Annotated in this window: 22 protein-coding genes and 1 tRNA gene; 8 read left to right on the top strand and 15 right to left on the bottom strand. The window is 66.7% G+C overall.

All coding sequences use genetic code 11. The features are described 5' to 3' along the window. Window positions 1-64: 64 nt before the first annotated feature. The 3 genes from rpoB to rplJ all read right to left on the bottom strand — a co-directional run bounded on the left by rpoB (window position 65) and on the right by rplJ (window position 5,430). Window positions 65-4,219, bottom strand: coding sequence for a DNA-directed RNA polymerase subunit beta (gene rpoB, locus JGR78_RS13975; RefSeq protein WP_182803349.1), 4,155 nt, complete (start codon window positions 4,217-4,219; stop codon window positions 65-67). Between the two features lie 250 nt (window positions 4,220-4,469). Then, window positions 4,470-4,844 carry a 50S ribosomal protein L7/L12 gene (rplL, locus tag JGR78_RS13970; RefSeq protein ID WP_182791567.1) on the bottom strand — a complete coding sequence of 125 codons (375 nt, stop codon included), beginning with the start codon at window positions 4,842-4,844 and terminating at the stop codon, window positions 4,470-4,472. A gap of 70 nt (window positions 4,845-4,914) precedes the next feature. Then, the gene (gene rplJ, locus JGR78_RS13965) at window positions 4,915-5,430 is read right to left on the bottom strand and encodes a 50S ribosomal protein L10 (RefSeq protein ID WP_182791566.1); all 516 of its coding nucleotides are present in this window, start codon (window positions 5,428-5,430) and stop codon (window positions 4,915-4,917) included. A 329-nt stretch (window positions 5,431-5,759) separates the two neighbouring features. On the opposite strand from rplJ, the gene JGR78_RS13960 reads away from it, so the two are divergent. Continuing rightward, on the top strand, window positions 5,760-6,671 hold the full coding sequence (locus tag JGR78_RS13960) for a glycosyltransferase (protein ID WP_182803351.1): 912 nt from the start codon (window positions 5,760-5,762) through the stop codon (window positions 6,669-6,671). A 56-nt stretch (window positions 6,672-6,727) separates the two neighbouring features. On the opposite strand, the gene rplA is transcribed toward JGR78_RS13960, so the two are convergent. From rplA to tuf, 11 genes are all read right to left on the bottom strand, one after another. Beyond that, the gene (gene rplA, locus JGR78_RS13955; RefSeq protein ID WP_182791564.1) at window positions 6,728-7,426 is read right to left on the bottom strand and encodes a 50S ribosomal protein L1; all 699 of its coding nucleotides are present in this window, start codon (window positions 7,424-7,426) and stop codon (window positions 6,728-6,730) included. A gap of 5 nt (window positions 7,427-7,431) precedes the next feature. Further along, the gene (rplK, locus tag JGR78_RS13950; protein ID WP_182791563.1) at window positions 7,432-7,884 is read right to left on the bottom strand and encodes a 50S ribosomal protein L11; all 453 of its coding nucleotides are present in this window, start codon (window positions 7,882-7,884) and stop codon (window positions 7,432-7,434) included. Between the two features lie 87 nt (window positions 7,885-7,971). Continuing rightward, window positions 7,972-8,511: a transcription termination/antitermination protein NusG gene (gene nusG, locus JGR78_RS13945; RefSeq protein ID WP_182803353.1), complete on the bottom strand. Its 540-nt coding sequence runs from the start codon at window positions 8,509-8,511 to the stop codon at window positions 7,972-7,974. A 145-nt stretch (window positions 8,512-8,656) separates the two neighbouring features. After that, entirely contained in the window at window positions 8,657-8,848 is a 192-nt protein-coding gene (gene secE, locus JGR78_RS13940; RefSeq protein ID WP_182791561.1) for a preprotein translocase subunit SecE, read from the bottom strand. A gap of 124 nt (window positions 8,849-8,972) precedes the next feature. Then, complete coding sequence (locus JGR78_RS13935; RefSeq protein WP_182803355.1) at window positions 8,973-9,860, bottom strand: hypothetical protein; 888 nt, start codon at window positions 9,858-9,860, stop codon at window positions 8,973-8,975. A 25-nt stretch (window positions 9,861-9,885) separates the two neighbouring features. After that, window positions 9,886-9,961: transfer RNA gene (locus JGR78_RS13930), tRNA-Trp, on the bottom strand. A gap of 54 nt (window positions 9,962-10,015) precedes the next feature. Next, complete coding sequence (locus JGR78_RS13925) at window positions 10,016-11,890, bottom strand: ABC transporter ATP-binding protein (protein ID WP_182803357.1); 1,875 nt, start codon at window positions 11,888-11,890, stop codon at window positions 10,016-10,018. Window positions 11,891-11,987: 97 nt separating this feature from the next. After that, complete coding sequence (locus tag JGR78_RS13920) at window positions 11,988-12,395, bottom strand: GFA family protein (RefSeq protein WP_182803359.1); 408 nt, start codon at window positions 12,393-12,395, stop codon at window positions 11,988-11,990. 97 nt (window positions 12,396-12,492) lie between these two features. Continuing rightward, window positions 12,493-12,918 carry an HIT family protein gene (locus JGR78_RS13915; protein ID WP_182803362.1) on the bottom strand — a complete coding sequence of 142 codons (426 nt, stop codon included), beginning with the start codon at window positions 12,916-12,918 and terminating at the stop codon, window positions 12,493-12,495. After that, window positions 12,915-13,613, bottom strand: coding sequence for a BPL-N domain-containing protein (locus JGR78_RS13910; protein ID WP_200559341.1), 699 nt, complete (start codon window positions 13,611-13,613; stop codon window positions 12,915-12,917). Before JGR78_RS13910 ends, JGR78_RS13915 begins: the two co-directional genes overlap by 4 nt. A gap of 188 nt (window positions 13,614-13,801) precedes the next feature. Then, window positions 13,802-14,977 carry an elongation factor Tu gene (tuf, locus tag JGR78_RS13905; RefSeq protein ID WP_182791574.1) on the bottom strand — a complete coding sequence of 392 codons (1,176 nt, stop codon included), beginning with the start codon at window positions 14,975-14,977 and terminating at the stop codon, window positions 13,802-13,804. 189 nt (window positions 14,978-15,166) lie between these two features. Here tuf and JGR78_RS13900 point away from each other — a divergent pair, with 189 nt between their 5' ends. Then, a complete protein-coding gene (locus JGR78_RS13900; protein ID WP_182806117.1) occupies window positions 15,167-16,054 on the top strand; it encodes a DUF533 domain-containing protein in 888 nt (295 codons plus the stop codon). Window positions 16,055-16,180: 126 nt separating this feature from the next. On the opposite strand, the gene parC is transcribed toward JGR78_RS13900, so the two are convergent. After that, window positions 16,181-18,415 carry a DNA topoisomerase IV subunit A gene (parC, locus tag JGR78_RS13895; RefSeq protein ID WP_182806119.1) on the bottom strand — a complete coding sequence of 745 codons (2,235 nt, stop codon included), beginning with the start codon at window positions 18,413-18,415 and terminating at the stop codon, window positions 16,181-16,183. A 142-nt stretch (window positions 18,416-18,557) separates the two neighbouring features. Here parC and JGR78_RS13890 point away from each other — a divergent pair, with 142 nt between their 5' ends. From JGR78_RS13890 to JGR78_RS13865, 6 genes are all read left to right on the top strand, one after another. After that, window positions 18,558-18,932 carry an SH3 domain-containing protein gene (locus tag JGR78_RS13890; RefSeq protein WP_182793776.1) on the top strand — a complete coding sequence of 125 codons (375 nt, stop codon included), beginning with the start codon at window positions 18,558-18,560 and terminating at the stop codon, window positions 18,930-18,932. 5 nt (window positions 18,933-18,937) lie between these two features. Then, complete coding sequence (locus JGR78_RS13885; protein WP_182806121.1) at window positions 18,938-19,756, top strand: SDR family NAD(P)-dependent oxidoreductase; 819 nt, start codon at window positions 18,938-18,940, stop codon at window positions 19,754-19,756. 25 nt (window positions 19,757-19,781) lie between these two features. Further along, window positions 19,782-19,982 (top strand): twin transmembrane helix small protein, encoded by a 201-nt coding sequence (locus JGR78_RS13880; RefSeq protein ID WP_182793778.1) that lies wholly within the window; start codon window positions 19,782-19,784, stop codon window positions 19,980-19,982. Further along, entirely contained in the window at window positions 19,982-20,572 is a 591-nt protein-coding gene (locus tag JGR78_RS13875; RefSeq protein ID WP_182793779.1) for a cob(I)yrinic acid a,c-diamide adenosyltransferase, read from the top strand. Before JGR78_RS13880 ends, JGR78_RS13875 begins: the two co-directional genes overlap by 1 nt. Window positions 20,573-20,680: 108 nt before the next feature. Beyond that, on the top strand, window positions 20,681-21,439 hold the full coding sequence (locus JGR78_RS13870; protein WP_182793474.1) for an electron transfer flavoprotein subunit beta/FixA family protein: 759 nt from the start codon (window positions 20,681-20,683) through the stop codon (window positions 21,437-21,439). Continuing rightward, window positions 21,439-22,365, top strand: a complete 927-nt coding sequence (locus JGR78_RS13865) for an electron transfer flavoprotein subunit alpha/FixB family protein (RefSeq protein ID WP_182804501.1) — start codon at window positions 21,439-21,441, stop codon at window positions 22,363-22,365. Before JGR78_RS13870 ends, JGR78_RS13865 begins: the two co-directional genes overlap by 1 nt. The last annotated feature ends 74 nt before the right edge of the window (window positions 22,366-22,439 follow it).

The raw sequence follows: 22,439 nt of genomic DNA, 5'->3' as shown, positions 1-22,439 counted from the left end.
ATGGGGGAAGGTGCGTGGGGACCACGCACCCTACGGCGGGTAGGGTGCGTGATTGCGCGCAGAGTTATTCCCCGTCCTCCGCATCCAGGAGTTCCATGTTGAGGCCCAGACCCCGGACCTCCTTGACCAGCACGTTGAAGGATTCCGGCACGCCGGCCTCGAAGTTGTCCTCGCCCTTGACGATCGACTCGTAGACCTTGGTGCGGCCCGCCACGTCGTCCGACTTCACCGTCAGCATTTCCTGCAGGGTGTAGGCGGCGCCGTAAGCTTCAAGCGCCCAGACCTCCATCTCGCCCAGACGCTGGCCGCCGAACTGGGCCTTGCCGCCCAGCGGCTGCTGGGTGACGAGGCTGTAGGGGCCGGTCGAACGGGCGTGCATCTTGTCGTCGACAAGGTGATGCAGCTTCAGGACATACTTGACGCCGACCGTGACAGGACGGGTGAACTGCTCGCCCGTGCGGCCATCGAAGACGACCGACTGGCCCGAGGTGTCAAAGCCCGCGCGGCGAAGCGCGTCGTCGATGTCGGCCTCCTTGGCGCCGTCGAAGACGGGAGTGGCGACCGGCACGCCGTTCGTCACTTGCTCGGCGCTTTCGACCAGATCGTCGTCGCCCATGTCGCCGAACTCGGCCTCATAGGTGTCGTCGCCATAGCCGATCCGCATCGCCTCGCGGACGGGCGCCATGTCGCCCTTGCGCCGGTATTCCTGCAGCGCCTCGTCGATCTTGATGCCGAGGCCACGCGCGGCCCAGCCCATGTGGGTTTCCAGGATCTGGCCAACGTTCATGCGCGATGGCACGCCCAGCGGGTTGAAGACCAGATCGACGGGGGTGCCGTCCGCAAGGAACGGCATGTCCTCCATCGGGACCACCTTGGACACGACGCCCTTGTTGCCGTGACGGCCGGCCATCTTGTCGCCCGCCTGCAGCTTGCGCTTCACGGCGACGAAGACCTTGACCATCTTCATCACGCCGGGGGGCAGGTCGTCGCCCTGACGGACCTTCTCGACCTTGTCCTCGAAGCGGGCTTCCAGCGCCTTCTTCTGCAGGTTGAACTGGTCCTGCAGCGCCTCGACCTCGCGGGCGGTGTCCTCGTCGGCGACCGCCAGCTGGAACCACTGGCCGCGCGACAACTGGCCCAGCAGGTCCTCGTTGATCTCCGAGTTGGCGCGGATGCCCTTTGGCCCCTTCACCGCGGTCTGACCGAGGATCAGCGAACGCAGGCGCGCGTAGATGTTGCGTTCCAGGATCGCCATTTCGTCGTCGCGGTCGCGGGCGAGGCGCTCGACTTCCTCGCGCTCGATCTGCAGCGCGCGTTCGTCCTTGTCCACGCCGTGGCGGTTGAAGACCCGCACCTCGACGATGGTGCCGTAAGCCCCCGGCGGCAGGCGCAGCGAGGTGTCCCGCACGTCCGACGCCTTTTCACCGAAGATGGCGCGCAGCAGCTTTTCCTCGGGCGTCATCGGGCTTTCGCCCTTGGGCGTGATCTTGCCCACGAGGATGTCGCCCGGACCCACTTCCGCGCCGATATAGACGATGCCCGCCTCGTCGAGGTTGCGCAGGGCTTCCTCGCCGACGTTGGGGATGTCGCGGGTGATCTCTTCCGGCCCCAGCTTGGTGTCGCGCGCCGCAACCTCGTATTCGTCGATGTGGATCGAGGTGAACACGTCGTCGCGGTGGATCCGCTCGGAAATCAGGATCGAGTCCTCATAGTTGTAGCCGTTCCACGGCATGAAGGCGACGACCACGTTCCGGCCGATGGCGAGTTCCCCCTGGTCGGTCGAGGGGCCGTCGGCAATGACCTGATCCGTCTTCACCCGTTCGCCCACCTTGACCAGCGGACGCTGGTTGATGGTCGAGGACTGGTTGGACCGCTTGAACTTGCGCAGGCGATAGATGTCCACGCCCGCGTCGCCGGCGCCGAGACCCTCGGTCGCCCGGACAACGATGCGGCTCGCGTCCACCTGGTCGATCACGCCGCCCCGGCGCGCCATGATGGCGGCACCCGAGTCGCGCGCAACGGTCGCCTCCATGCCGGTGCCGACGAAGGGCGCCTCGGCCCGCAGCAAGGGCACAGCCTGACGCTGCATGTTCGAGCCCATCAGCGCGCGGTTGGCGTCGTCGTTCTCAAGGAACGGGATCAGCGCCGCCGCGACCGACACAAGCTGCTTCGGCGACACGTCGATCAGATCGACGGCCTCGACCGGGTTCAGCATGAAGTCGCCCGCCTGGCGGGTCGAGACCAGCTCATCGACGAACCTGCCCTCTTCATCCAGCGTGGCATTGGCCTGGGCGACGGTGTGGCGCATCTCTTCGGTGGCCGACATGTAGATCACGTCATCCGTCACCTGCCCGTCCACCACCTTGCGATACGGCGTCTCGATGAAGCCGTACTTGTTCACGCGGGCATAGGTTGCGAGGCTGTTGATCAGGCCGATGTTCTGGCCTTCCGGCGTCTCGATCGGGCACATCCGGCCATAATGGGTCGGGTGAACGTCGCGCACCTCGAAGCCCGCGCGTTCCCGCGTCAGGCCGCCCGGCCCCAACGCCGACAGGCGGCGCTTGTGCGTCACCTCGGACAAGGGGTTCGTCTGGTCCATGAACTGCGACAGCTGCGAGGAACCGAAGAACTCGCGCACCGCGGCCGCGGCAGGCTTGGCGTTGATGAGGTCCTGCGGCATCACGGTGTCGATCTCGACGCCCGACATCCGCTCGCGGATCGCACGTTCCATGCGCAGCAGGCCAATGCGGTACTGGTTCTCCATCAGTTCGCCGACAGAACGCACCCGGCGGTTGCCGAGGTGGTCGATGTCGTCGATCTCGCCCTTGCCGTCGCGCAGTTCCACCAGCCCGCGGATGCAGGCGATGATGTCCTCGTGCCGCAGCGTGCGCTGGGTGTCGGGCGCATCAAGGTCCAGACGCATGTTCATCTTGACCCGGCCGACGGCGGACAGGTCATAGCGCTCGCCGTCGAAGAAAAGGTTGTTGAACAGCGCACTTGCCGCCTCGACCGTCGGCGGCTCGCCCGGACGCATCACGCGATAGATGTCCATCAGCGCGCCGTCACGGTTCATGTTCTTGTCGGCCGCCATCGTGTTGCGGATGTAGGGACCAACGTTGACATGGTCGATGTCCAGCACCGGAACATCGGTGATGCCGTTGTCCAGCAGCACCTTGAGCAGACCGCCCGTCAGTTCCGTGCCGTCCTTGCTGTATTCGGCGGTGATCTCGTCCCCCGCCTCGGCATAGATCAGGCCGGTATCCTCGTTGATGATGTCGCGCGCGATGAAGCGGCCCACGATCCGCTCGAAGGGAACCAGCAGGTTCGTGACCTCGCCCGACTCGATCAGCTGCTTGACCTGGCGCGGCGTCACCTTGTCGCCGGCCTTGGTAATGACCTCGCCGGTATCGGCGTTGACCAGGTCAAAGCTCGGCCGGGTGCCGCGCATCCGCTCGGGGAAGAAGCGCGTGACCCAGGCTCCGGCCTCGGTGCGCGCGCCCTTTTGCAGCCTGTAATCGACGGTCTCGTAGAACGCGGACATGATCGCGTCCTGGTCCATCCCCAGCGCATACAGAAGCGTCGTCACCGGCAGCTTCCGCTTGCGGTCGATGCGCGCGAAGACCAGGTCCTTGGCGTCGAACTCGAAGTCGAGCCACGAACCGCGATAGGGAATGATCCGGCAGGCGAAGAGCAGCTTGCCGCTGGAGTGGGTCTTGCCGCGGTCATGGTCGAAGAAGACGCCGGGGCTGCGGTGCATCTGGCTGACGACCACCCGCTCGGTCCCGTTCACGATGAACGTGCCGTTCTGGGTCATCAGGGGCATGTCGCCCATGTAGACGTCCTGCTCCTTGATGTCCTTCACCACGCGGGTGCCCGAGTTCTCGTCCACATCGAACACGATCAGGCGCAGCGTGACCTTCAACGGCGCGGCATATGTCATGTCGCGCTGCTGGCATTCGTCCACGTCGTATTTCGGCTTTTCCAGCTCGTATTTCACGAATTCGAGCGTGGCGGTCTCGTTGAAGTCCTTGATCGGGAAGACCGACTGGAAGACGCCCTGGATGCCTTCGCCATCCTTGTGGACCTCCCCTTCGCCGGATGCGAGGAACAGGTCATAGGAGGATTTCTGAACCTCGATGAGGTTCGGCATCTCCAGCACTTCGCGGATATTGCCGTAAGAGCGCCGGATGCGCTTCTGGCCGACGTAGGATTGCGCCATGGAAGGTAATCGCCTTTCGTCATCGCACGCCGGTTCGTCGGGGCCCGAACCGGCGGCTTGCGAACATCAGGGGGTGCGGCCCAATTCGTGCCATGCGTCCCACCGCACGGCTCCCGAACCGCGAACTCGCCCTGAAGGAAACTCGGAGTGGCCCTATGTAGGGCCGCCGCAAGCGTCCTTCAAGACGGGTTCGGCAGGGACCGGGAAATCCCGGACCCTGCCCAATCCTTCAGCATCCGCGTGGGGCGGATTACTTCAACTCGACCTTGGCGCCGGCCGCTTCAAGCTTCTTCTTCAGCTCTTCGGCGTCGGTCTTGTTGGCACCTTCCTTGACCTTGCCGCCGGCTTCCACCAGGTCCTTGGCCTCTTTCAGGCCCAGGCCGGTGATCGCACGCACTTCCTTGATCACGTTGATCTTGTTGGCGCCGGCGTCGGTCAGGACGACGTCGAATTCGGTCTTCTCTTCTTCGGCGGGGGCAGCGGCGCCAGCCGGGCCGGCCATCATGACCGCGCCACCGGCGGCGGGCTCGATGCCGTATTCGTCCTTCAGGATCGTCTTCAGTTCCTGCGCTTCCAGCAGGGTAAGGTTGACGATTTGCTCGGCGAGTTGCTTCAGATCAGCCATTTTTCCGTTCTTTCCAGTCAGGTTGTTCCAACGTCGGGGCCTTCATGCCGCCGGACGGGACGGGATTGCCTCAGGCAGCCTCACGCTCTTCGAGCGTGGACAGGATGCCCGCGATGTTGCTGGCAGGCGCGCCGATCGCACCGGCGATGTTGGACGCGGGGGCACCGATGGCAGCCACGATCGAAGCGATAAGCTCCTCGCGCGACGGCATCTGGGCCACGGTCTTCACACCGGCCGGATCAAGGGCCGTGTCGCCCATCGCCCCGCCAAGGATGACGAACTTGTCGTTCGTCTTGGCATAGGCATCCGCAACCTTGGCCGCAGCCACGGGGTCGTCGGAGAAGGCGAGCACGGTCATGCCCGTCAGGTAATCGGCGATCGAAGCCGCCGGCTTCCCTTCCAGGGCGATCTTGGCGAGCCTGTTCTTGGCAACGCGGACAGCACCCCCGGCGTCGCGCATCTGCGCACGCAGGGTCTGCATCTCGGCAACCGTCATCCCCTCGTAGCGGGCAACCACCACGACGCCAGAGCTTTCAAAGATCTGGCCGAGTTCCTCGACCACGTTTTCCTTTTGGGCTCTATCCACGGTTCACTCCACGTTGGGGGTTTCCCCCCGGCTCACTTGTCCCCGCCACCGGGGCGGCAGGGGCGGGTCCTTGGACGATGGGCCCGAGAGCGCCCCAAAGGTGGAACCTTTGCGGAAAAATCTCGACTTCCATCTCGGGAAGGACTTAGCGGCGTTCACGCGCCGGCCCTCCGTCTCGGACAGGAACAGGGCAGCCGCGAATCGCGGCGGCACCTGAAGGGATGTCCATACTCTCCATTCCGGCAGCTTTCAAGCGGTTCGCAGCCATGGCATCCCGCCCCGGAACGGGTTAAAGGCAGCAACCAGAAAACCCGTTTTCAAGGTGCAGGATGGAGCCCGACATTTTCGGATACATGCGCTTTTCCTATCTTGGACGAAGCGATGCAAAGCTGGCGCGCAGCACCGATGACCTCGAGCAGCGCAAGCAGATCCTCTACGCGCCGGAGCGGCTGAAAGAACGTTTCTACTTTTTCGAGAAAATCTGCCTTCCGTCCCTGCGCTGGCAGACCGACAGGAATTTCCGTTTCGCGATATTCACGTCCCCGGAACTTCCGCGCAAGTACAAGAAACGGCTTGCCCGCTCGGTTCGAAAGGTTCCACAGGTCGAGATCGTCTACAGCAAGGCTGCACATATCAGCGAAGCGATCGATCCTTGGATCAAGAAGCAGAGGATCGTCCACGAACAACGTACGGTGCATTTCAGGCTGGATGACGACGACGCCTTGTCGGTCGACTTCATCGCAGCGATTCGCAAGCACATGCACGAAGTTCCCGATCACTCGATCATCAGCCGTCCATTAGGGCTTTTCCTCATGGATTCGCCTGAAGGTCGGCAACTTCTGGCCAAGTTCGAACCCTATATCGCCATCGGATTCGCAATCGTGAATCCGCCGGGAATGATTCGGAATCCATACCACCTGATGCATGGGAAACATTACAGATATGTTCCCTCGCTGAGTTTGCCGGGATTGTTCGCCTTCATTCACACGGCGCATCTCCATTCCGATACCATATCGGCGCAGCGTGGAAAGCTTGCTCGTGCGCGCGCCGATCACGCCCTGTATTTCGGCGACCGCCCTCGCCGCTTCAAGCAGGCGATTGCGCAACAATTCGGCGGCAAGAATGCGTCTCATTTCCTTACTATCATGCGCCGTGCCCCCAGCCAGAGAGAGGTCCGGCGGCGTGAGAGAGCCATACTTGAACCGGCACCCTCAGAGAGGGCCATCGCTGCGCAGCAGTAGGAACGAGAAAGGCCCCGGCATCGCTGCCGGGGCCTTCTGCCATAACGGGTGCCTGCTCAGCCCTGCGTGGCCGAGGTCAGGTCCAGCGACACGCCCGGTCCCATGGTCGAGCTGATCGAGACCTTCTTGAGATAGGTCCCCTTCGCCCCCGAGGGTTTCGCCCGGTTCACCGCCTCGACGAAGGCGCGGATGTTCTGGGCGAGCTTCTCGCCGTCGAACGAGGCCTTGCCGACGCCGGCATGGACCACGCCCGCCTTTTCGGCCTTGAACTGGACCTCGCCGCCCTTCGCGTTGCCGACGGCGCCGGCCACGTCCATCGTCACCGTGCCGACCTTGGGGTTCGGCATCAGGTTGCGCGGCCCCAGGATCTTGCCCAGACGACCGACCAGCGGCATCATGTCCGGCGTGGCGATGCAGCGGTCAAAGTCGATCTTTCCGCCCTGGATCGCTTCCATCAGGTCCTCGGCGCCGACGATATCGGCCCCGGCGGCTTTCGCTTCCTCGGCCTTGGGACCGCGGGCGAAGACCGCCACGCGGACGTCCTTGCCGGTGCCGTTCGGCAGCTGCACGACACCGCGGACCATCTGGTCGGCGTGGCGCGGATCGACGCCGAGGTTCATCGCGATTTCGACCGTCTCGTCGAACTTCGCCGTGGCGTTGGCCTTCACCAGTGCAACGGCTTCCTCGAGAGCGAGATTCGCCTTGCCTTCGAACGCAGCGCGAGCGGCGGCTTTCTTCTTTGCCAGTTTTGCCATGTCGGTCAGCCCTTCACTTCGATGCCGATGGACCGGGCCGAACCGAGGACGATCTGCATCGCCGCGTCGATGTCGTGGGCCGACAGGTCCTTCATCTTCAGTTCGGCGATCTCGCGGACCTGCTTGGCGGTCACGGTGCCGGCAGTCGCCCGGCCGGGCTTGTCCGAACCCTTGGCCCGGTTGCGCTTGCCCACCGGCTTCAGGCCGGCGGCCTTCTTGAGCAGGAAGGCGGCGGGCGGAGTCTTCGTCTCGAAGGTGAAGGACTTGTCCGCGTAATAGGTGATCACGGTCGGAGTCGGGGCGCCCGGTTCCAGTTCCTGCGTGCGGGCGTTGAAGGCCTTGCAGAACTCCATGATGTTGATCCCGCGCTGACCCAGCGCAGGGCCGATGGGCGGGGACGGGTTCGCCTGCCCCGCCTTGACTTGCAGCTTGAGGCTGCCGACGACTTTCTTGGCCATGGGGCCTTCTCCTTGTCATCACGCCCCGAAGGGCAGACCTAGCGGTGCGGCGCGACCCTCAAGGATCGGGGGCCTCCCGCGCTTGCTTCACGAGGCCTTGGAAACCTGCGTGAATTCCAGTTCGACCGGCGTCGGCCGGCCGAAGATCGAGACGGTCACCTTGATGCGGCTGGACGCGTCGTCGACCTCTTCCACCATGCCCGAGAAGCCCTCGAAGGGTCCGTCGGTCACGTTCACCTTCTCGCCGACCTCGAAACGGATCAGGTTGCGCGGCGCCCCCTCGGCCCCGCCCTGGCCCGAACGGCTGAGCATCGCGTTCACCTCGTCGTCGCGCATCGGCATCGGCTTGCCCTGCGCGCCGAGAAAGCCGGTGACGCGGTTGATCGAGTTGACCAGATGGTAGGTCTTGTCCGACAGGTCCATGTGGACCAGCACATAACCCGGCATGAAGCGGCGTTCGGATGTGACCTTCTTGCCGCGGCGGATCTCGATCACTTCCTCGGTGGGGACGACGACCTCGTCGATTTCGTCTTCCAGACCCTTTTCGGCCACGGCCTGACGGATCGCCTCGGCCACCTTCTTCTCGAAGTTGGACAGGACGCTGACCGAATACCACCGCTTTGCCATCGACTGATCGTCCCCTGCTTGAACTCTGCGGCCGCACGGGCCTGCGCTGGCCCGAAAACTGAAAAGGCGCGCATACCGAATCGATGCACGCCGGTCGCCGGGCAGGTCGAGCGGACATATCCGTCCGCCCCGCGAATTGCAAGCGTCAGCCGACCGTCGTCAGGACCGTGGTCACGCCCCAGCGGATCACAAGATCCACGAGAAAGAAGAACAGGCTGAACAGGCCCGCCATGACGAAGACCATGATCGTCGTGGTGACGACCTCGCGCCGGCCCGGCCAGACGATCTTGGCGGCTTCGGCGCGGACCTGGCTGATGAACTGGGCGGGGTTGGTCATGGGCGTCCCTTGCGTTGCAGCGGCCCAGATAAGGCCGCAAGGGGGCAAAGGCAAGGGCACAGGGCGGCGCGGACAGGCGAGGCGCCGGCGGCGCGGGTGCATGGGTATTTGGGCCAGAAAGATGTCACCGGCCGGAAGGACGCAGCAGCGTGGTGCGCGGCAGGCGGGCGAGCTGGGCTAAGTCGGCGTCATAGGCGGCCCGGGCGCGGGCCGCCGTCGTCTCGTCGATCAGGTTCAGCGGCTCGGCGCCGGCTTCACGCGGGAAGCGCGACTTGGCCTCGCGGGCGATCCGCGCCAGATCGGCCTCCGGGCGATCGAACGTCAGGGCCAGCACTTCGCGGTAGGCCGGTTGCGAAAGGCCGACAATGGCCGGCGAGGGATCGCCTGCCTGATCGGCCAGCGCCTGCGGCAAGATCGCGGACAGGATCTGCGGGCGGACAGCGGCGTAATCCTCGTAAGTCCAGACAACCAGCCGGGCGACCCTGCGCATGGCCAGCAGGCGCCGGGCCAGTTCGGTCCAGGACAGGCGCGCGGGGTCGAAATCGCCGAGATAGTCGGGCAGGATCAGTTCGTGCCCACCGATCACCTGCATCGAGAAGGCCGAGGTCAGGAAGTCGCAGGGCTCGCGCACCGCAAGGCAGATCGTCGCGGGACGGTGCCGCAGCATCCCGCAAAGCCGCCCCATCCGGCGGCGCGCCTCGGGGTAGATGAGGTTGCCCCTGCCCATCAGCGACTCGCGCCTGAGGCTGCCGAGGATGTTTTCTTCCGAGATCACCATCTCGGGCCAGGTCGCCGCCGTCACGTCCAGCCGCCGCCGCAGCCGCTTGCGCAAGCGGGCCGCGTCCGCCCCCTCGCCCAGCGCCACCGCCAGCCGGGTCGCGCCGCCGCGCCAGTGGTGAACGTCGCTGTAGTGGATGCCCGCTGCCAGCATCTGCGGGATCAGCCCGCGCAGGGTCTGCTGCAGATGGGTCGAGGCGGTCTTGTGCGCGCCGACATGGATTGTCAGCGACATGACCGGACTTTCGATGTGCGGGAACTGGCAGGGGCAGGGGGACTCGAACCCACGACCCTCGGTTTTGGAGACCGATGCTCTACCAACTGAGCTATACCCCTAGGCCGAGTTGCGGATTACGGCAGGATCGGCGCTGGCGCAAGGTCAATCTGCGCTCAGGCCGGAAGCGGATCGGGCACGGCGTCGGGCACGGCCTCAAGGAACCCCCCCGACTGGCGCGCCCACAGCCGGGCGTATAGCCCGCTCGCCGCCAGCAGCTCGGCGTGCGTCCCCTGTTCCACGATGCGGCCCCGGTCCATGACCACCAGCCTGTCCATCGCGGCGATGGTGGACAGGCGATGGGCAATGGCGATCACGGTCTTGCCCGCCATCAGCCGTTCCAGTTGCGCCTGGATCGCGGCCTCGACCTCGCTGTCGAGCGCGCTGGTCGCCTCGTCCAGCACCAGGATCGGCGCGTCCTTCAGTGCAACGCGGGCGATGGCGATGCGCTGGCGCTGGCCGCCCGACAGCTTGACGCCGCGTTCGCCCACATGGGCGTCGAACCCGCGCCGCCCCTTGCTGTCGGCAAGGCGCGGGATGAACTCGGCGGCCTCGGCCAGCCTTGCCGCGGCCTCGATCTGCGCGGGCGTGGCCTCGGGCCGGCCATAGGCGATGTTGTCGCGGACGGATCGGTGCAACAGGCTCGAATCCTGCGTCACCACGCCGATGGCCGCGCGCAGGGAGTTCTGCGTGACCTGCGAGATGTCCTGTTCGTCGATCAGGATGCGCCCCGATTCGACATCGTGGAAGCGCAGCAGCAGATTGATCAGCGTCGATTTCCCCGCGCCCGAGCGGCCCACGAGCCCGATCCGCTCGCCCGGCGCGATGTCCAGCGTCAGCCCGTCCAGCACCGCAAGCGGCCGTTCGCCGGGGCCGGCGTCATAGCGGAAGGTCACATTCTCGAACCGCACGGCGCCCGCCGTGACCTGCAGAGGCTTCGCGCCCGGCGCGTCCACCACCATGCGCGGCAGGGACAGGCTGCCGATGCCGTCCCGCACGGTGCCGATGTTTTCGAACAGCGCCGCGAATTCCCACATGATCCAGTGGCTCATGGTGTTCAGACGCATCGCCAGCGGCACCGCCACCGCGACCGCGCCCACCGGCACCGTGCCGTTTGTCCACAGCCACAGGCCCAGCGCCGCCGATGACCCTACAAGCGCGGCGTTCAGCAGGTTCAGGGTGATGTCCTGCACCGCCGACAGCCGCATCTGCCAGTGGACGGTGCCCAGGAACCCGTCCATCGATTCGCGGGCAAAGGACTCCTCGCGGGCCGAATGGCTGAACAGCTTGACCGTGGCGATGTTGGTATAGGCATCGACGATGCGGCCCGTCATGCCGGCGCGCGCCCCGGCCTGCGCTTCGGCTGCGCGGCCGAGGCGCGGGATCAGCAGCCACAGAAGGACCGCGTAGCCCAAACCCCAGGCCGCGAAGGGCAGCGCCAGCCGCCAGTCCTGGGATGCGGCCAGAGCCAGCGCGCCGAGGAAATAGACGGCGACATAGACGGCCACGTCCATGACCTTCATCGCCACCTCGCGCACGGCCAGCGCCGTCTGCATCAGCTTGGTGGCGATGCGGCCCGCGAACTCGTCCTGAAAATAGCCCAGCGACTGGCGCAGCAGGTAGCGGTGCGCCTGCCAGCGGATGCGCTGGGGAAAGTTGCCCAGCAGCGTCTGGTGCATCACCAGCGCGCTGAGGATGTTCAGCGCCGGCAGCACCAGCAGCAGCAGAACCGCCATCCACGCGGCCCGTCGCCCTTCCAGCGCCCAGAACTCGGACGCGGGCGTCTCGGCCAGCCGGTTCACCAGATCGCCCAGATAACCGAACAGCACGACCTCTCCCAGCGCGATCAGGGCCGAGGTGAGAGCCAGCAGCACCAGCCACGGCAGCGCCCCCTGCGAATAATGCAGCACGAAGGACACCAGCCCCCTGGGCGGCATCCTCGGCGGATCGGAAGGGTAAGGGTCGAGGCGCCGCTCGAACCAACTGAACATCCTGGCCTCTTGTGGCGAGTGAGGGACCGGCGCCCCGCCCCCGGGCGCTACGGGAATGAACCACGGGGCCGCGTCCCGGTTCCCCGGCGGGTCGGGGTCACAGGTGCCGGGTTTCCGCCGGGATGCTGAACCAGTCGTCCTTCAGCCCGTTCATCCACTGCACGGGTGCTGCGATGATCTCCTCGGGCGTGGCATCGTCCAGCGCGGGGATCTGCACGCCCACATAGGGGCCGCCGATCTCGGGGATGTCGCCCGCGCCATGCGTCCGCACCCCGCAGTTGCGGCAGAAGAAGCTGGCGTTCGGGCGCGAGGGGTCGTCGGGATAACGGGTCAGGTTCTCCGCCCCGCTCAGCCGGAAGGCGTCGGGCTTCACCATTGCCGCCCATTCCCGGACCTTGCGGCAATAGGAGCAGTTGCAGCGCCCGGTTCCGTGCGACAGGTCCAAGTCCACCTCGAAGGTGACGGCCTTGCAGTGGCAGCTTCCGTGATAGGTCTTGCGTGTCATGGCCGCGGCTCCCTGTTGCGATCGGCCCATCATGGCCTTCCGACCCGCCTTGTTCACCTGCAAAGAGCCGGTTCGGGGAAAGGCCCTTTCACCGGCTTCAGTCCCGCGCCAATTCGCGGGCAACCCTGGCCATTTCTTCTTCGGACAGCCGGGGCGGGGCCGAGAAGCCCGCCAGCCCCTCGGCCAGATAGGCCTGCGAGGTCACATCATGGACCTCGTGCATCGGCACCACATGGGCATGGGCGTGGGGGACATGGATGCCGGTGAAGAACATGGCGACGCGCTCGACGCCGTAAAGCCGCTTCATCCGCCGGGCGAGCATCTGGCTGCATTCCATGATGCGGGCGGCAAGCGGCGCCGGAACGTCCTCGAACCAGACATGATGCGCCTTGGGGATCACCAGCGCATGACCCGGCCGGATCGGATGCAGGTCGAGAAAGGCCATGATCTCGTCATCCTCATGGACGACATGGGCGGGCAACTCGCCCCGCGCGATCCGGCAGAACAGGCAATTTTGGGTCACAGCACCTCGCGCAGGAACTCGGCGGCAAAATCGGGACCGGGCAGCGGCTCGGGCGGAAGGCCGTCGCCCTCCAGCCAGTCCGCCGTGGCCTCGGGATGGGGGCCGGACACCGCGACGAGGCCTTTGCCGTGGGGGACCAGCAGCGCAGCCGGGGTGCCGTCGGCATAGCGCGCGACAACCTCGCCTGCGAAATCGTCGTCCAGTTCGAACCCGGGCGCCTCCTGCGTGTACATCCGCAGCTTGCGCCCGCGCCATGTCACCGTTTCGACCCGCGCGGCAAACGGGGTAGAGGTCACCGAATCGCCCTGGATCAGGTCAGGGCCCGGCACCTCGCCCGCGTCGTCGAGCGTCCGCCCCGCGAGATAGCCCCCTGCGCAGACCCCCATGTAGCGTCCGCCCCGCGCCACCCAGTCCGCCAGCCCCCGGAGCCGGCGATCGCCGATCCCTTCGCGCAGGACATCCATATCGTCGCCGCCGCCGACGATCACCACCTCGGCCGTTTCCAGCACGCGCGGGTCCAGCCCTTCGGGACCGACGAGCCGCGGGGTCAGTCCCGCGCGCCGGGCAGTCTCGGCCATCGCCTCGGCGCAACCGTCGCAGGTGCCCGGACCGTCATAAACCAAAGCCGTCCCCGCCCAGCCCTGAGCGGCCGTCATCAGCCAGAACGCCGGCAAAAGAAGGCGGAGCATCCTCATGGCTGCCGGATCATCTGCAAGGCCCCTTCACGGCTGTCACCACGTCATTCTGGACCGTTTGCAGACCGAGGCAAGCAAAAAGCCCGCCCCTTTGTCGGGACGGGCCTTTGTCTTGGGTGCAGGTGAGGTGAACCCCACCCTACAGCGCCCGCGGGGTGGGTTTCACCCCACCGCCACGGCTTCTTCCCTCACTCGAGGATCTTCGAGACCACGCCGGCGCCGACGGTGCGGCCGCCCTCGCGGATGGCGAAGCGCAGCTTCTCTTCCATCGCGATCGGCGCGATCAGTTCCACCTCGAACTTCAGGTTGTCGCCCGGCATCACCATCTCGGTGCCCTCGGGCAGCTTGACGGTCCCGGTCACGTCGGTGGTGCGGAAGTAGAACTGCGGGCGGTAGTTGGCGAAGAACGGCGTGTGGCGGCCGCCTTCCTCCTTGGTCAGGATATAGGCCTCGGCCTCGAACTTGGTGTGCGGCTTCACCGAACCCGGCTTGCACAGCACTTGGCCACGTTCCACCCCGTCGCGGTCCACGCCGCGCAGCAGCGCGCCGATGTTGTCGCCCGCCTCGCCGCGGTCCAGCAGCTTGCGGAACATCTCGACGCCGGTGCAGATCGTCTTCTTGGTCGGGCGGATGCCGACGATCTCAAGCTCGTCGCCGACGTTCACCGCCCCGCGCTCGACCCGGCCGGTCACAACCGTGCCGCGGCCCGAGATCGAGAACACGTCCTCGATCGGCATCAGGAAGGGCTGGTCGATGGCGCGTTCCGGCGTCGGGATATAGGCGTCCACCGCCGCCAGCAGCGCCTTGATCGAGTTCTCGCCGATCTCGGGGTCGCGGCCTTCCAGCGCCGCCAGCGCCGAACCCTTGACGATCGGGATGTCGTCGCCGGGATAGTCGTAGGAGGAGAGCAGCTCGCGCACCTCCATCTCGACCAGCTCCAGCAGCTCCTCGTCATCCACCTGGTCGACCTTGTTCAGGTAGACCACCATGTAGGGGATGCCGACCTGGCGGCCGAGCAGAATGTGTTCGCGCGTCTGCGGCATCGGGCCGTCGGCCGCGTTCACCACCAGGATCGCGCCGTCCATCTGCGCCGCACCCGTGATCATGTTCTTCACGTAGTCGGCGTGGCCGGGGCAGTCCACATGGGCGTAGTGGCGGGACTCGGTCTCGTATTCCACATGCGTGGTCGAGATGGTGATCCCGCGCGCCTTCTCCTCGGGGGCGTTGTCGATCTGGTCGTAGCCCTTGAAGTCGCCGAAATACCGCGTGATCGCCGCCGTCAGCGTCGTCTTGCCGTGGTCAACATGCCCGATCGTCCCGATGTTGACGTGCGGCTTGTTGCGCTCGAATTTTGCCTTTGCCATGGTGGCCTCCTGGTCGTCGGGCGGCCGGGTGGACGACGCCCTCGCGTAAACATCGCCGCGAGATATAAGCGAGTCGGCGGAAAAGCAAGGCAGGCCGCGTCTTCGCCCCGGAACCATCGCCCCGAGGCCACGTTGGAAAGCCCGAACCGCGGCGCCGTCGCGCCGCGTCCTGTTTTCCCGGAGGTTCCCATGTCCCTGATGAAATCCCTGGCCCGCGTTGCGGCGGGCGTGATGCTTGCCAAGGGGCTTGGCAGCATGATGCAGCAGCAGCAGCAGTCCCGTTCGGGACAGGGCTCGCACCGGACCGGGGGCGGCATCTTGGGCGACCTGATGAACGCAGGCTCGCGGCGCGGCGGATCGGGCGGGCTGAACGACATCCTGGGGCAGGTGCTGGGCGGCCGCTCGGGCGGCGCAGGCACGGGGCAGCCCTATGGCGGGCCGAACTCGCGGGGTGCGTCGGGCGGTCTGGGCGGCATCCTCGACAACCTGACGCGGAATGCGGGCGGCTCTCGGGGGACGTCCGGCGGCTATGGCCAGGGTGGCGGGCTGCTGGGGGGACTCGCGGGCGGGGCTGCGGCCGGGGGCCTTGGCGGGCTTCTGGGCGGCATCCTGAACGGCCCGGCCCAGCGCGGAGCGCAAGCCAACAACGACGCCACCTTCGGCGAGGTCTTCAACGACGCCGTGGTGCGGCAGGACGAGCCCGAGGTCGCCCCCACGCCCGAACAGAACGCTGTTGCCGGGCTGATGCTGCGCGCCATGATCCAGGCCGCCAAGGCCGACGGCAAGATCGACGAGGGCGAACGCGAGCGCCTGCTGGGCCAGTTGGGCGACCTTGACGACGACGACCGCGACTTCATCCGCCAGCAGATGGCGGCGCCCGTGGACGCGCAGGCCCTGGCGCGCGAGGTGCCCAAGGGGCTTGAGGCGCAGGTTTACCTGATGTCGCTGATGGCGATCGACTTCGACAGTCGGGAAGAGGCGGAATACCTGCACAGCCTTGCCGATGCGATGGGCATCGACCGGGCGACGACGAACCAGATCCACGAGCAGGTGGGCGTGCAGAACCTTTATTCCTGATCGCGCAGCCGCATCGCGGCTTCGCTTCCTTCCCCAGATCGCGCCCGGGTTTCCGGGACGGGTCCGCAGACAGGTGATGAAAGAGCCGCCCGAAGCACATTCGGGCGGCTCTGCTGATCGACGGTCTCAGTTGAACCGGTTGTCGCGCGGAAAGCCGCGCGGGGCCATGCGGCCCGTGGTGCCGCGCTTGGCCAACCATTCCGTCAGGTCGGGTTCGGTCCGGGTGCGGCCCGCGGGATCAAGCCAGGACAGCCCGACCGACAGGGTGATGCATTTCGCATCCGCAAGGCCGCCGTCCTTGAACTTCTGCATCCGCACGCCCTTGCCACGGGCCATCTCGGGCAGTTCGGACAAGGGGAAGACCAGCAACTTGCGGTTGTCGCCGACAGTGACGAGGTGGTCGCCCTCGATCCGGCGGACCAGAAGCGCGTCGCCGTTCAGCACCTGCTTGCCGGCGCGGGTCTGCGCGAGGATATCGGGCGCGTTCACGATGAAGCCGTCTCCGGCCTTCGAGGCCACCAGGAACTGCTGGTCCTCGCGCCAAGGGAACATGTCCAGCACGGCCGCGTCGTTCGGCAGGTCGATCATCAGGCGCAGGGGTTCCCCCAGACCCCGCCCGCCGGGCAGGTTGTTGGCAGGCAGCGTGTAGAAGCGGCCGTTCGCGCCGAAGATCATCAGCTTGTCGGTCGTCTCGGCGTGCAGCGCCATGAAGGGCCCGTCACCGTCGCGGAACTTGAGTTCGGCATCCAGCGGCTGGTGGCCCTTGATCGCGCGAATCCAGCCCATCCGCGACAGGATCACCGTGACCGGCTCGCGCTCGATCATCGCGTCCATGTCCAAAGGCTGCACGTCCTCGGATGCGGTGATCTCGGTCCGCCGCACGCCCGCCGGGTTCGACTTGCCGAAAAGCCCGCGCACCTCGCGCAGTTGCTCGGCGATCTTCGCCCATTGCCGCGCGGGGTCGGCCACCAGAGCCAGCAGCCCCTCGCGTTCGCCGGCCAGCCGGTCGCGCTCGGCCCGAAGCTCGATCTCCTCAAGCCGCCGCAGGGCGCGCAGGCGCATGTTCAGGATCGCTTCCACCTGCGCGTCGGACAGCCCGAACTCGGCCATCATCACCGCCTTGGGGTCGTCCTCGTGGCGGATGATCTCGATCACCCGGTCGAGGTTCAGGTAGGCGATGATGTAGCCATCCAGCACCTCGAGCCGGGCGGCGATCTTTTCCAGCCTGTGGGCCGAGCGGCGCAGCAGCACCTCGCGCCGGTGGTCGAGGAAGGCGCGCAGCACCTCTTTCAGCGAACAGACCTTCGGCACCCGCCCGTCAATCAGCACGTTCATGTTCAGGCCGAAACGCACCTCGAGGTCGCTGGCCCGGAACAGCGCGGCCATCAACTGCGCGGGATCGATGGTGCGGGTGCGGGGTTCCAGCACGATGCGGATGTCCTCGGCCGATTCGTCGCGCACGTCGGCCAGGATCGGGATCTTCTTGGTCAGCACCAGTTCGGCCAGGCGTTCGATCAGCTTGGACTTCTGCACCATGTAAGGAATTTCGGTGACGACCACCTGCCACGTCCCCCGGCCCAGGTCCTCGAGCACCCAGCGGGCGCGCAGGCGCAGGGAACCGCGCCCGGTGCGATAGGCCTCGCGCAGCACCGCCGCATCCTCGACCAGCACGCCGCCCGTAGGGAAGTCCGGGCCGGGCATGATCGCCATCAGCGTCTCGTCGCGGGCGTCCGGCGACTTGATGAGATGCAGGCAGGCATCCACGACCTCATGGAGGTTGTGGGGCGGGATGTTGGTCGCCATCCCCACGGCGATGCCGCTGGCGCCGTTGCAGAGCAGGTTCGGGAAGGCCGCAGGCAGGACCACGGGTTCTTCCAGCGTGCCGTCGTAGTTGGGGCGGAAATCGACCGCATCCTCAGCCAGCCCCTCCATCAGCGCCTCGGCGGCCAGCGTCAGGCGGGCCTCGGTGTAGCGGCTGGCGGCGGGACTGTCGCCGTCGATGGAGCCGAAGTTCCCCTGCCCGTCCACCAGCGGATAGCGCATCACGAAGGGCTGGGCCAAACGCGCCATCGCGTCATAGATCGCCCCGTCGCCGTGGGGGTGATAGTTCCCCATCACGTCGCCGGAAATCTTCGCCGACTTGCGGAATGCGCCGGTCGGCGACAGCCGCAGCTCGCGCATTGCGTAGAGGATGCGGCGGTGGACCGGCTTCAGCCCGTCCCGCGCATCCGGCAGCGCCCGGTGCATGATGGTGGACAGCGCATAGGTCAGGTAACGCTCGCCGATGGCGCGGCTCAGCGGTTCCGAGATGGTGCCCTTGTCGGGATCGGGGGCGTCGGGGAAGTCAGATTTCCTGGTCATGCCGCCCAACTACGCCCCGACCGCAGGCCGGTCCAGTGGCAGCAAAGTCGTGGCAGATGGGCAACAGGCGGCTGTGACATGACGGGTTTGCCGGAGGAGCATGGAACGCATCCCGGCTGAAAACGGTTTCAATGCATCCGTCATGCTTCCAGATACCCCCATCATGTTCCGCCTGATCGCCATCGCCCTGACCTCGACCTTTCTTCTGCTTGCCTTTTTCGGCACCAGCGGCGAGCAGACCCGCGCCCAGCATCCGGCGCGCGTCATGGGGATCATGGGCACCCTGGTCACCGTTCCGCCCGAGGCGCCGGACGCGCACAGGCATTACGTCAGCCGCCATCACCAGCCGATGAAGACCGCGCCCGATCCCGGTGCCGGCGTGCTGCGAATCCTGCCCTTCGGCACAATGGTCGAGGTGATCGACGCGGGGCATGGCAACTTTGCCCAGGTCCGTGACCCTTCGGGAGAGATCGGGTTCATCCATGCCGCCAGCCTGTCGGACAGCTTCCCGGGCTGACGCGATTGCCCACCGTCCTCATCACCGGCTGCTCGTCCGGCATCGGGCTTGACGCCGCGCGCCACATGGCCAGTGTCGGCTGGACCGTCATCGCCACCTGCCGCCGCCCCGAGGACCTGCACGCCCGCCGGGCCGAGGGCATGATCGCGCTGCCGCTGGATCTCGGCGACGAGGCCAGCGTCGCCGCCTGCGCCGAAGCCGCGCTGACCCACGGCCCCCTTGACGCGCTGGTGAACAACGCGGCCTTCGCCCTGCCTGGCGCGGTCGAGGATCTGCCGCGCGGCGGCCTGCGGTCGATCTTCGAGGTCAACCTGTTCGGCACCCACGACCTGACCCGCCGCCTGATCCCGCATTTCCGCGAACGCGGCGCGGGACGCATCGTCAACGTCAGTTCCGTCCTCGGCCTTGTCGGCATCCCGTGGCGCGGGGCCTATGTCGCCAGCAAGTTCGCGCTGGAAGGCCTGACCGACGTGCTGCGGATCGAGATGTCGGACACCCCCATCCGCGTGATCCTGATCGAGCCCGGGCCGATCACCAGCCGCATACGCGCCAACTCGATCCCCCATTTCGAACGCTGGATCGACTGGGAACGCAGCCCGCGCGTCGACCAATACCGCGCCAGCCTGCTCAAGCGCCTGTATCAGCCCTCGGGGCCTGACCGCTTCGAACTGCCGCCCTCGGCCACCAGCGCCGTCATCCGGCGGGCGCTGGAAAGTGCGCGACCCCGCGCCCGCTATCGCGTGACCCGGCCCACCAAGATCGCGGCGGCGGGACGGCGGCTGCTGCCCACGGCCGCTCTGGACTGGTTCGCGCGGCGCAGCTAGTGTCCGCCCAGCGAAAGGCAGCCTCATGCGGGACGAGCCCCTTTTCATTCTCGCGGCGCTGGCCGCCCTGGCGGTCACGGTCATCCTTGCCGTGGGGATCGGCGGCTTCGCCCGTGGCGGAGAGTTCAACCGCAGGCATGGGAACCGGATGATGCGCTGGCGGATCATCGCCCAGGCCATCGCGGTGGCGCTGATCCTTCTTTATGTCTGGCTGCGGGGCAACTGATGGTCGTTCTCAATCGAATCTACACCCGCACCGGCGACAAGGGCGACACCGGCCTGTCGGACGGCTCGCGCGTGGCCAAGCACGATCCGCGGGTCGAGGCCTATGGCACCGTCGATGAACTGAACGCGACCCTCGGCCTCGCCCGGCTTCATGCCGGGGCTGAGATGGCCGACGCGCTGGGCGTGATCCAGAACGAGCTGTTCGACCTCGGCGCCGATCTGGCGCGGCCGAACATGGACCGGGACGCCGAAGCGCCTTATCCGGTGCTGCGGATCGTGCAGCAGCAGGTGGACCGGCTGGAAATCGAGATCGACGCGATGAACGCGCCCCTGTCGGCGCTGCGCAGCTTCATCCTGCCTGGCGGATCGCTGCTGGCCGCGCATCTGCACCTTTCCCGCACCGTCGCCCGCAGGGCCGAACGGCGCGCGACCGAACTGGCCGAAGGCGGCGACACCAATCCCGCCGCGGTCAGGTATCTGAACCGCCTGTCCGACTGGTTGTTCGTGGCGGCACGCGCTGCGAATGCCGGCGGCAAGGGGGATGTGCTATGGGTGCCGGGTGCCTCTCGCGGGGGCAGGCCGGACCTCTGACCCGGCGGGAGGCGCCCTCTGCACGCAAGTTTGGCCTTTAAATTGTGTGTGTGATCGTTATTGCATCCGCAGCAAACGGATGACGCTGATACGAAAGGGAGTTGTTCGATGAAGGTTCTTGTGCCTGTGAAGCGGGTGATCGACTACAACGTGAAGGCGCGGGTGCGTGCGGACGGGTCGGGGGTTGATCTGTCGAACGTGAAGATGTCGATGAACCCCTTTGACGAGATCGCGGTCGAGGAGGCGATCCGTCTGAAGGAGAAGGGGGCGGCGTCCGAGATCGTGGTGGTGTCGATCGGGGTGAAGCAGGCGGCGGAGACGATCCGCACGGCGCTGGCGATGGGCGCCGACCGCGGCATCCTGGTGGTGGCCGCGGACGACGTGCACCAGGACATCGAGCCCCTGGCGGTGGCCAAGCTGCTGAAGGCCATCGTCGCCGAGGAGCAGCCGCGACTGGTGCTGATGGGCAAGCAGGCGATCGACAACGACATGAACGCCAGCGGCCAGATGCTGGCGGCACTGCTGGGCTGGGCGCAGGCGACGCAGGCCGGCAAGCTGGAAGTCGAGGGCGAGAAGGCCACCGTCACGCGCGAGATCGACGGCGGGCTGCAGGTGATCGAGGTGCGTCTGCCCGCGATCGTGACCGCCGACCTGCGGCTCAATGAGCCGCGCTATGCGAGCCTGCCCAACATCATGAAGGCGAAGAAGAAGGAACTCGTCGAAAAGACCGCCGGTGACTACGGCGTGGACGTCTCGCCCCGGCTGACGGTGGTCAGGACCGCCGAGCCCGAGGGGCGCAAGGCGGGGGTCAAGGTGGCCTCGGTCGACGAGCTGGTGTCGAAACTCAAAGCTGCGGGGGTGGTGTGATGGCGGTGCTGCTGCTGGCCGAGATGGCCGAGAACGGGCTGAACCGGGACGCGACGGCCAAGGCCGTGACGGCGGTGACGCCGCTTGGGGACGTGACCGTGCTGGTCGCGGGCGAGGGCGCGCAAGCGGCCGCCCGGGAGGCCGCGAAGATCGCGGGCGTGGCGAAGGTGCTGGTGGCCGAGGACGCGGCCTATGCCCACCGCCTGGCCGAGCCGATGGCGGCGCTGCTGGTGGAGCTTGCGCCGCAGTTCAGCCACATCGCCGCCCCGGGCACCACGGATGCCCGCAACGTCCTGCCGCGGGCCGCGGCGCTTCTGGACGTGATGGTGATCCCCGAGGTCAGCCGGATCGTGGACGCCGACACCTTCGAGCGCGGGGTCTACACCTCGGCCGCGATCCAGACGGTCAAGTCCTCGGACCCGGTCAAGGTGCTGACGGTGCGCATCGCCAGCTTCGACGCGGCGGGCGAGGGTGGCTCGGCCCCGGTCGAGGCCGCCGCTGCCGCCGCCGACCCAGGGCTGTCGGCCTGGGTCGAGGACCGGGTGGCGGCCTCGGACCGCCCCGAGCTCACCTCGGCCAAGCGCATCGTCTCGGGCGGGCGGGCGATCGGGTCCAAGGAGAACTTCGCCCTGATCGAGGCCCTGGCCGACAAGCTGGGCGCCGCCGTGGGCGCCTCCCGCGCGGCGGTCGATTCGGGCTATGCCCCGAACGACTGGCAGGTGGGCCAGACCGGCAAGGTGGTGGCGCCCGAGCTTTACATCGCCGCCGGCATCTCGGGCGCGATCCAGCATCTTGCGGGCATGAAGGACAGCAAGGTCATCGTCGCCATCAACAAGGACGAGGAAGCCCCCATCTTCCAGGTCGCCGACTACGGACTGGTGGGAGACATCTTCACCGTGCTGCCGGAACTGACCGAGAAGATCTGATCCCTCAGTGATCCATCGAACCGCCCGGCTGCAACCGGGCGGTTCTTTCCTGTCCGGCGTTTTCGCATTGAACC

The sequence above is a fragment of the Paracoccus sp. MC1862 genome (genome assembly GCF_016617715.1).
Taxonomy (GTDB): Bacteria; Pseudomonadota; Alphaproteobacteria; order Rhodobacterales; family Rhodobacteraceae; genus Paracoccus.
This window is presented reverse-complemented; position numbering and strand designations above follow the sequence as displayed.

What these genes read in the sequence shown, in the direction of transcription:
- rpoB (WP_182803349.1), bottom strand. Translation starts at nt 4,219, where the DNA reads ATGGCGCAATCCTACGTCGGCCAGAAGCGCATCCGGCGCTCTTACGGC.
- rplL (WP_182791567.1), bottom strand. Translation starts at nt 4,844, where the DNA reads ATGGCTGATCTGAAGCAACTCGCCGAGCAAATCGTCAACCTTACCCTG.
- JGR78_RS13960 (WP_182803351.1), top strand. Translation starts at nt 5,760, where the DNA reads ATGGAGCCCGACATTTTCGGATACATGCGCTTTTCCTATCTTGGACGA.
- rplA (WP_182791564.1), bottom strand. Translation starts at nt 7,426, where the DNA reads ATGGCAAAACTGGCAAAGAAGAAAGCCGCCGCTCGCGCTGCGTTCGAA.
- rplK (WP_182791563.1), bottom strand. Translation starts at nt 7,884, where the DNA reads ATGGCCAAGAAAGTCGTCGGCAGCCTCAAGCTGCAAGTCAAGGCGGGG.
- nusG (WP_182803353.1), bottom strand. Translation starts at nt 8,511, where the DNA reads ATGGCAAAGCGGTGGTATTCGGTCAGCGTCCTGTCCAACTTCGAGAAG.
- secE (WP_182791561.1), bottom strand. Translation starts at nt 8,848, where the DNA reads ATGACCAACCCCGCCCAGTTCATCAGCCAGGTCCGCGCCGAAGCCGCC.
- JGR78_RS13935 (WP_182803355.1), bottom strand. Translation starts at nt 9,860, where the DNA reads ATGTCGCTGACAATCCATGTCGGCGCGCACAAGACCGCCTCGACCCAT.
- JGR78_RS13925 (WP_182803357.1), bottom strand. Translation starts at nt 11,890, where the DNA reads ATGTTCAGTTGGTTCGAGCGGCGCCTCGACCCTTACCCTTCCGATCCG.
- JGR78_RS13920 (WP_182803359.1), bottom strand. Translation starts at nt 12,395, where the DNA reads ATGACACGCAAGACCTATCACGGAAGCTGCCACTGCAAGGCCGTCACC.
- JGR78_RS13910 (WP_200559341.1), bottom strand. Translation starts at nt 13,613, where the DNA reads ATGAGGATGCTCCGCCTTCTTTTGCCGGCGTTCTGGCTGATGACGGCC.
- tuf (WP_182791574.1), bottom strand. Translation starts at nt 14,977, where the DNA reads ATGGCAAAGGCAAAATTCGAGCGCAACAAGCCGCACGTCAACATCGGG.
- JGR78_RS13900 (WP_182806117.1), top strand. Translation starts at nt 15,167, where the DNA reads ATGTCCCTGATGAAATCCCTGGCCCGCGTTGCGGCGGGCGTGATGCTT.
- parC (WP_182806119.1), bottom strand. Translation starts at nt 18,415, where the DNA reads ATGACCAGGAAATCTGACTTCCCCGACGCCCCCGATCCCGACAAGGGC.
- JGR78_RS13890 (WP_182793776.1), top strand. Translation starts at nt 18,558, where the DNA reads ATGCTTCCAGATACCCCCATCATGTTCCGCCTGATCGCCATCGCCCTG.
- JGR78_RS13880 (WP_182793778.1), top strand. Translation starts at nt 19,782, where the DNA reads ATGCGGGACGAGCCCCTTTTCATTCTCGCGGCGCTGGCCGCCCTGGCG.
- JGR78_RS13875 (WP_182793779.1), top strand. Translation starts at nt 19,982, where the DNA reads ATGGTCGTTCTCAATCGAATCTACACCCGCACCGGCGACAAGGGCGAC.
- JGR78_RS13870 (WP_182793474.1), top strand. Translation starts at nt 20,681, where the DNA reads ATGAAGGTTCTTGTGCCTGTGAAGCGGGTGATCGACTACAACGTGAAG.
- JGR78_RS13865 (WP_182804501.1), top strand. Translation starts at nt 21,439, where the DNA reads ATGGCGGTGCTGCTGCTGGCCGAGATGGCCGAGAACGGGCTGAACCGG.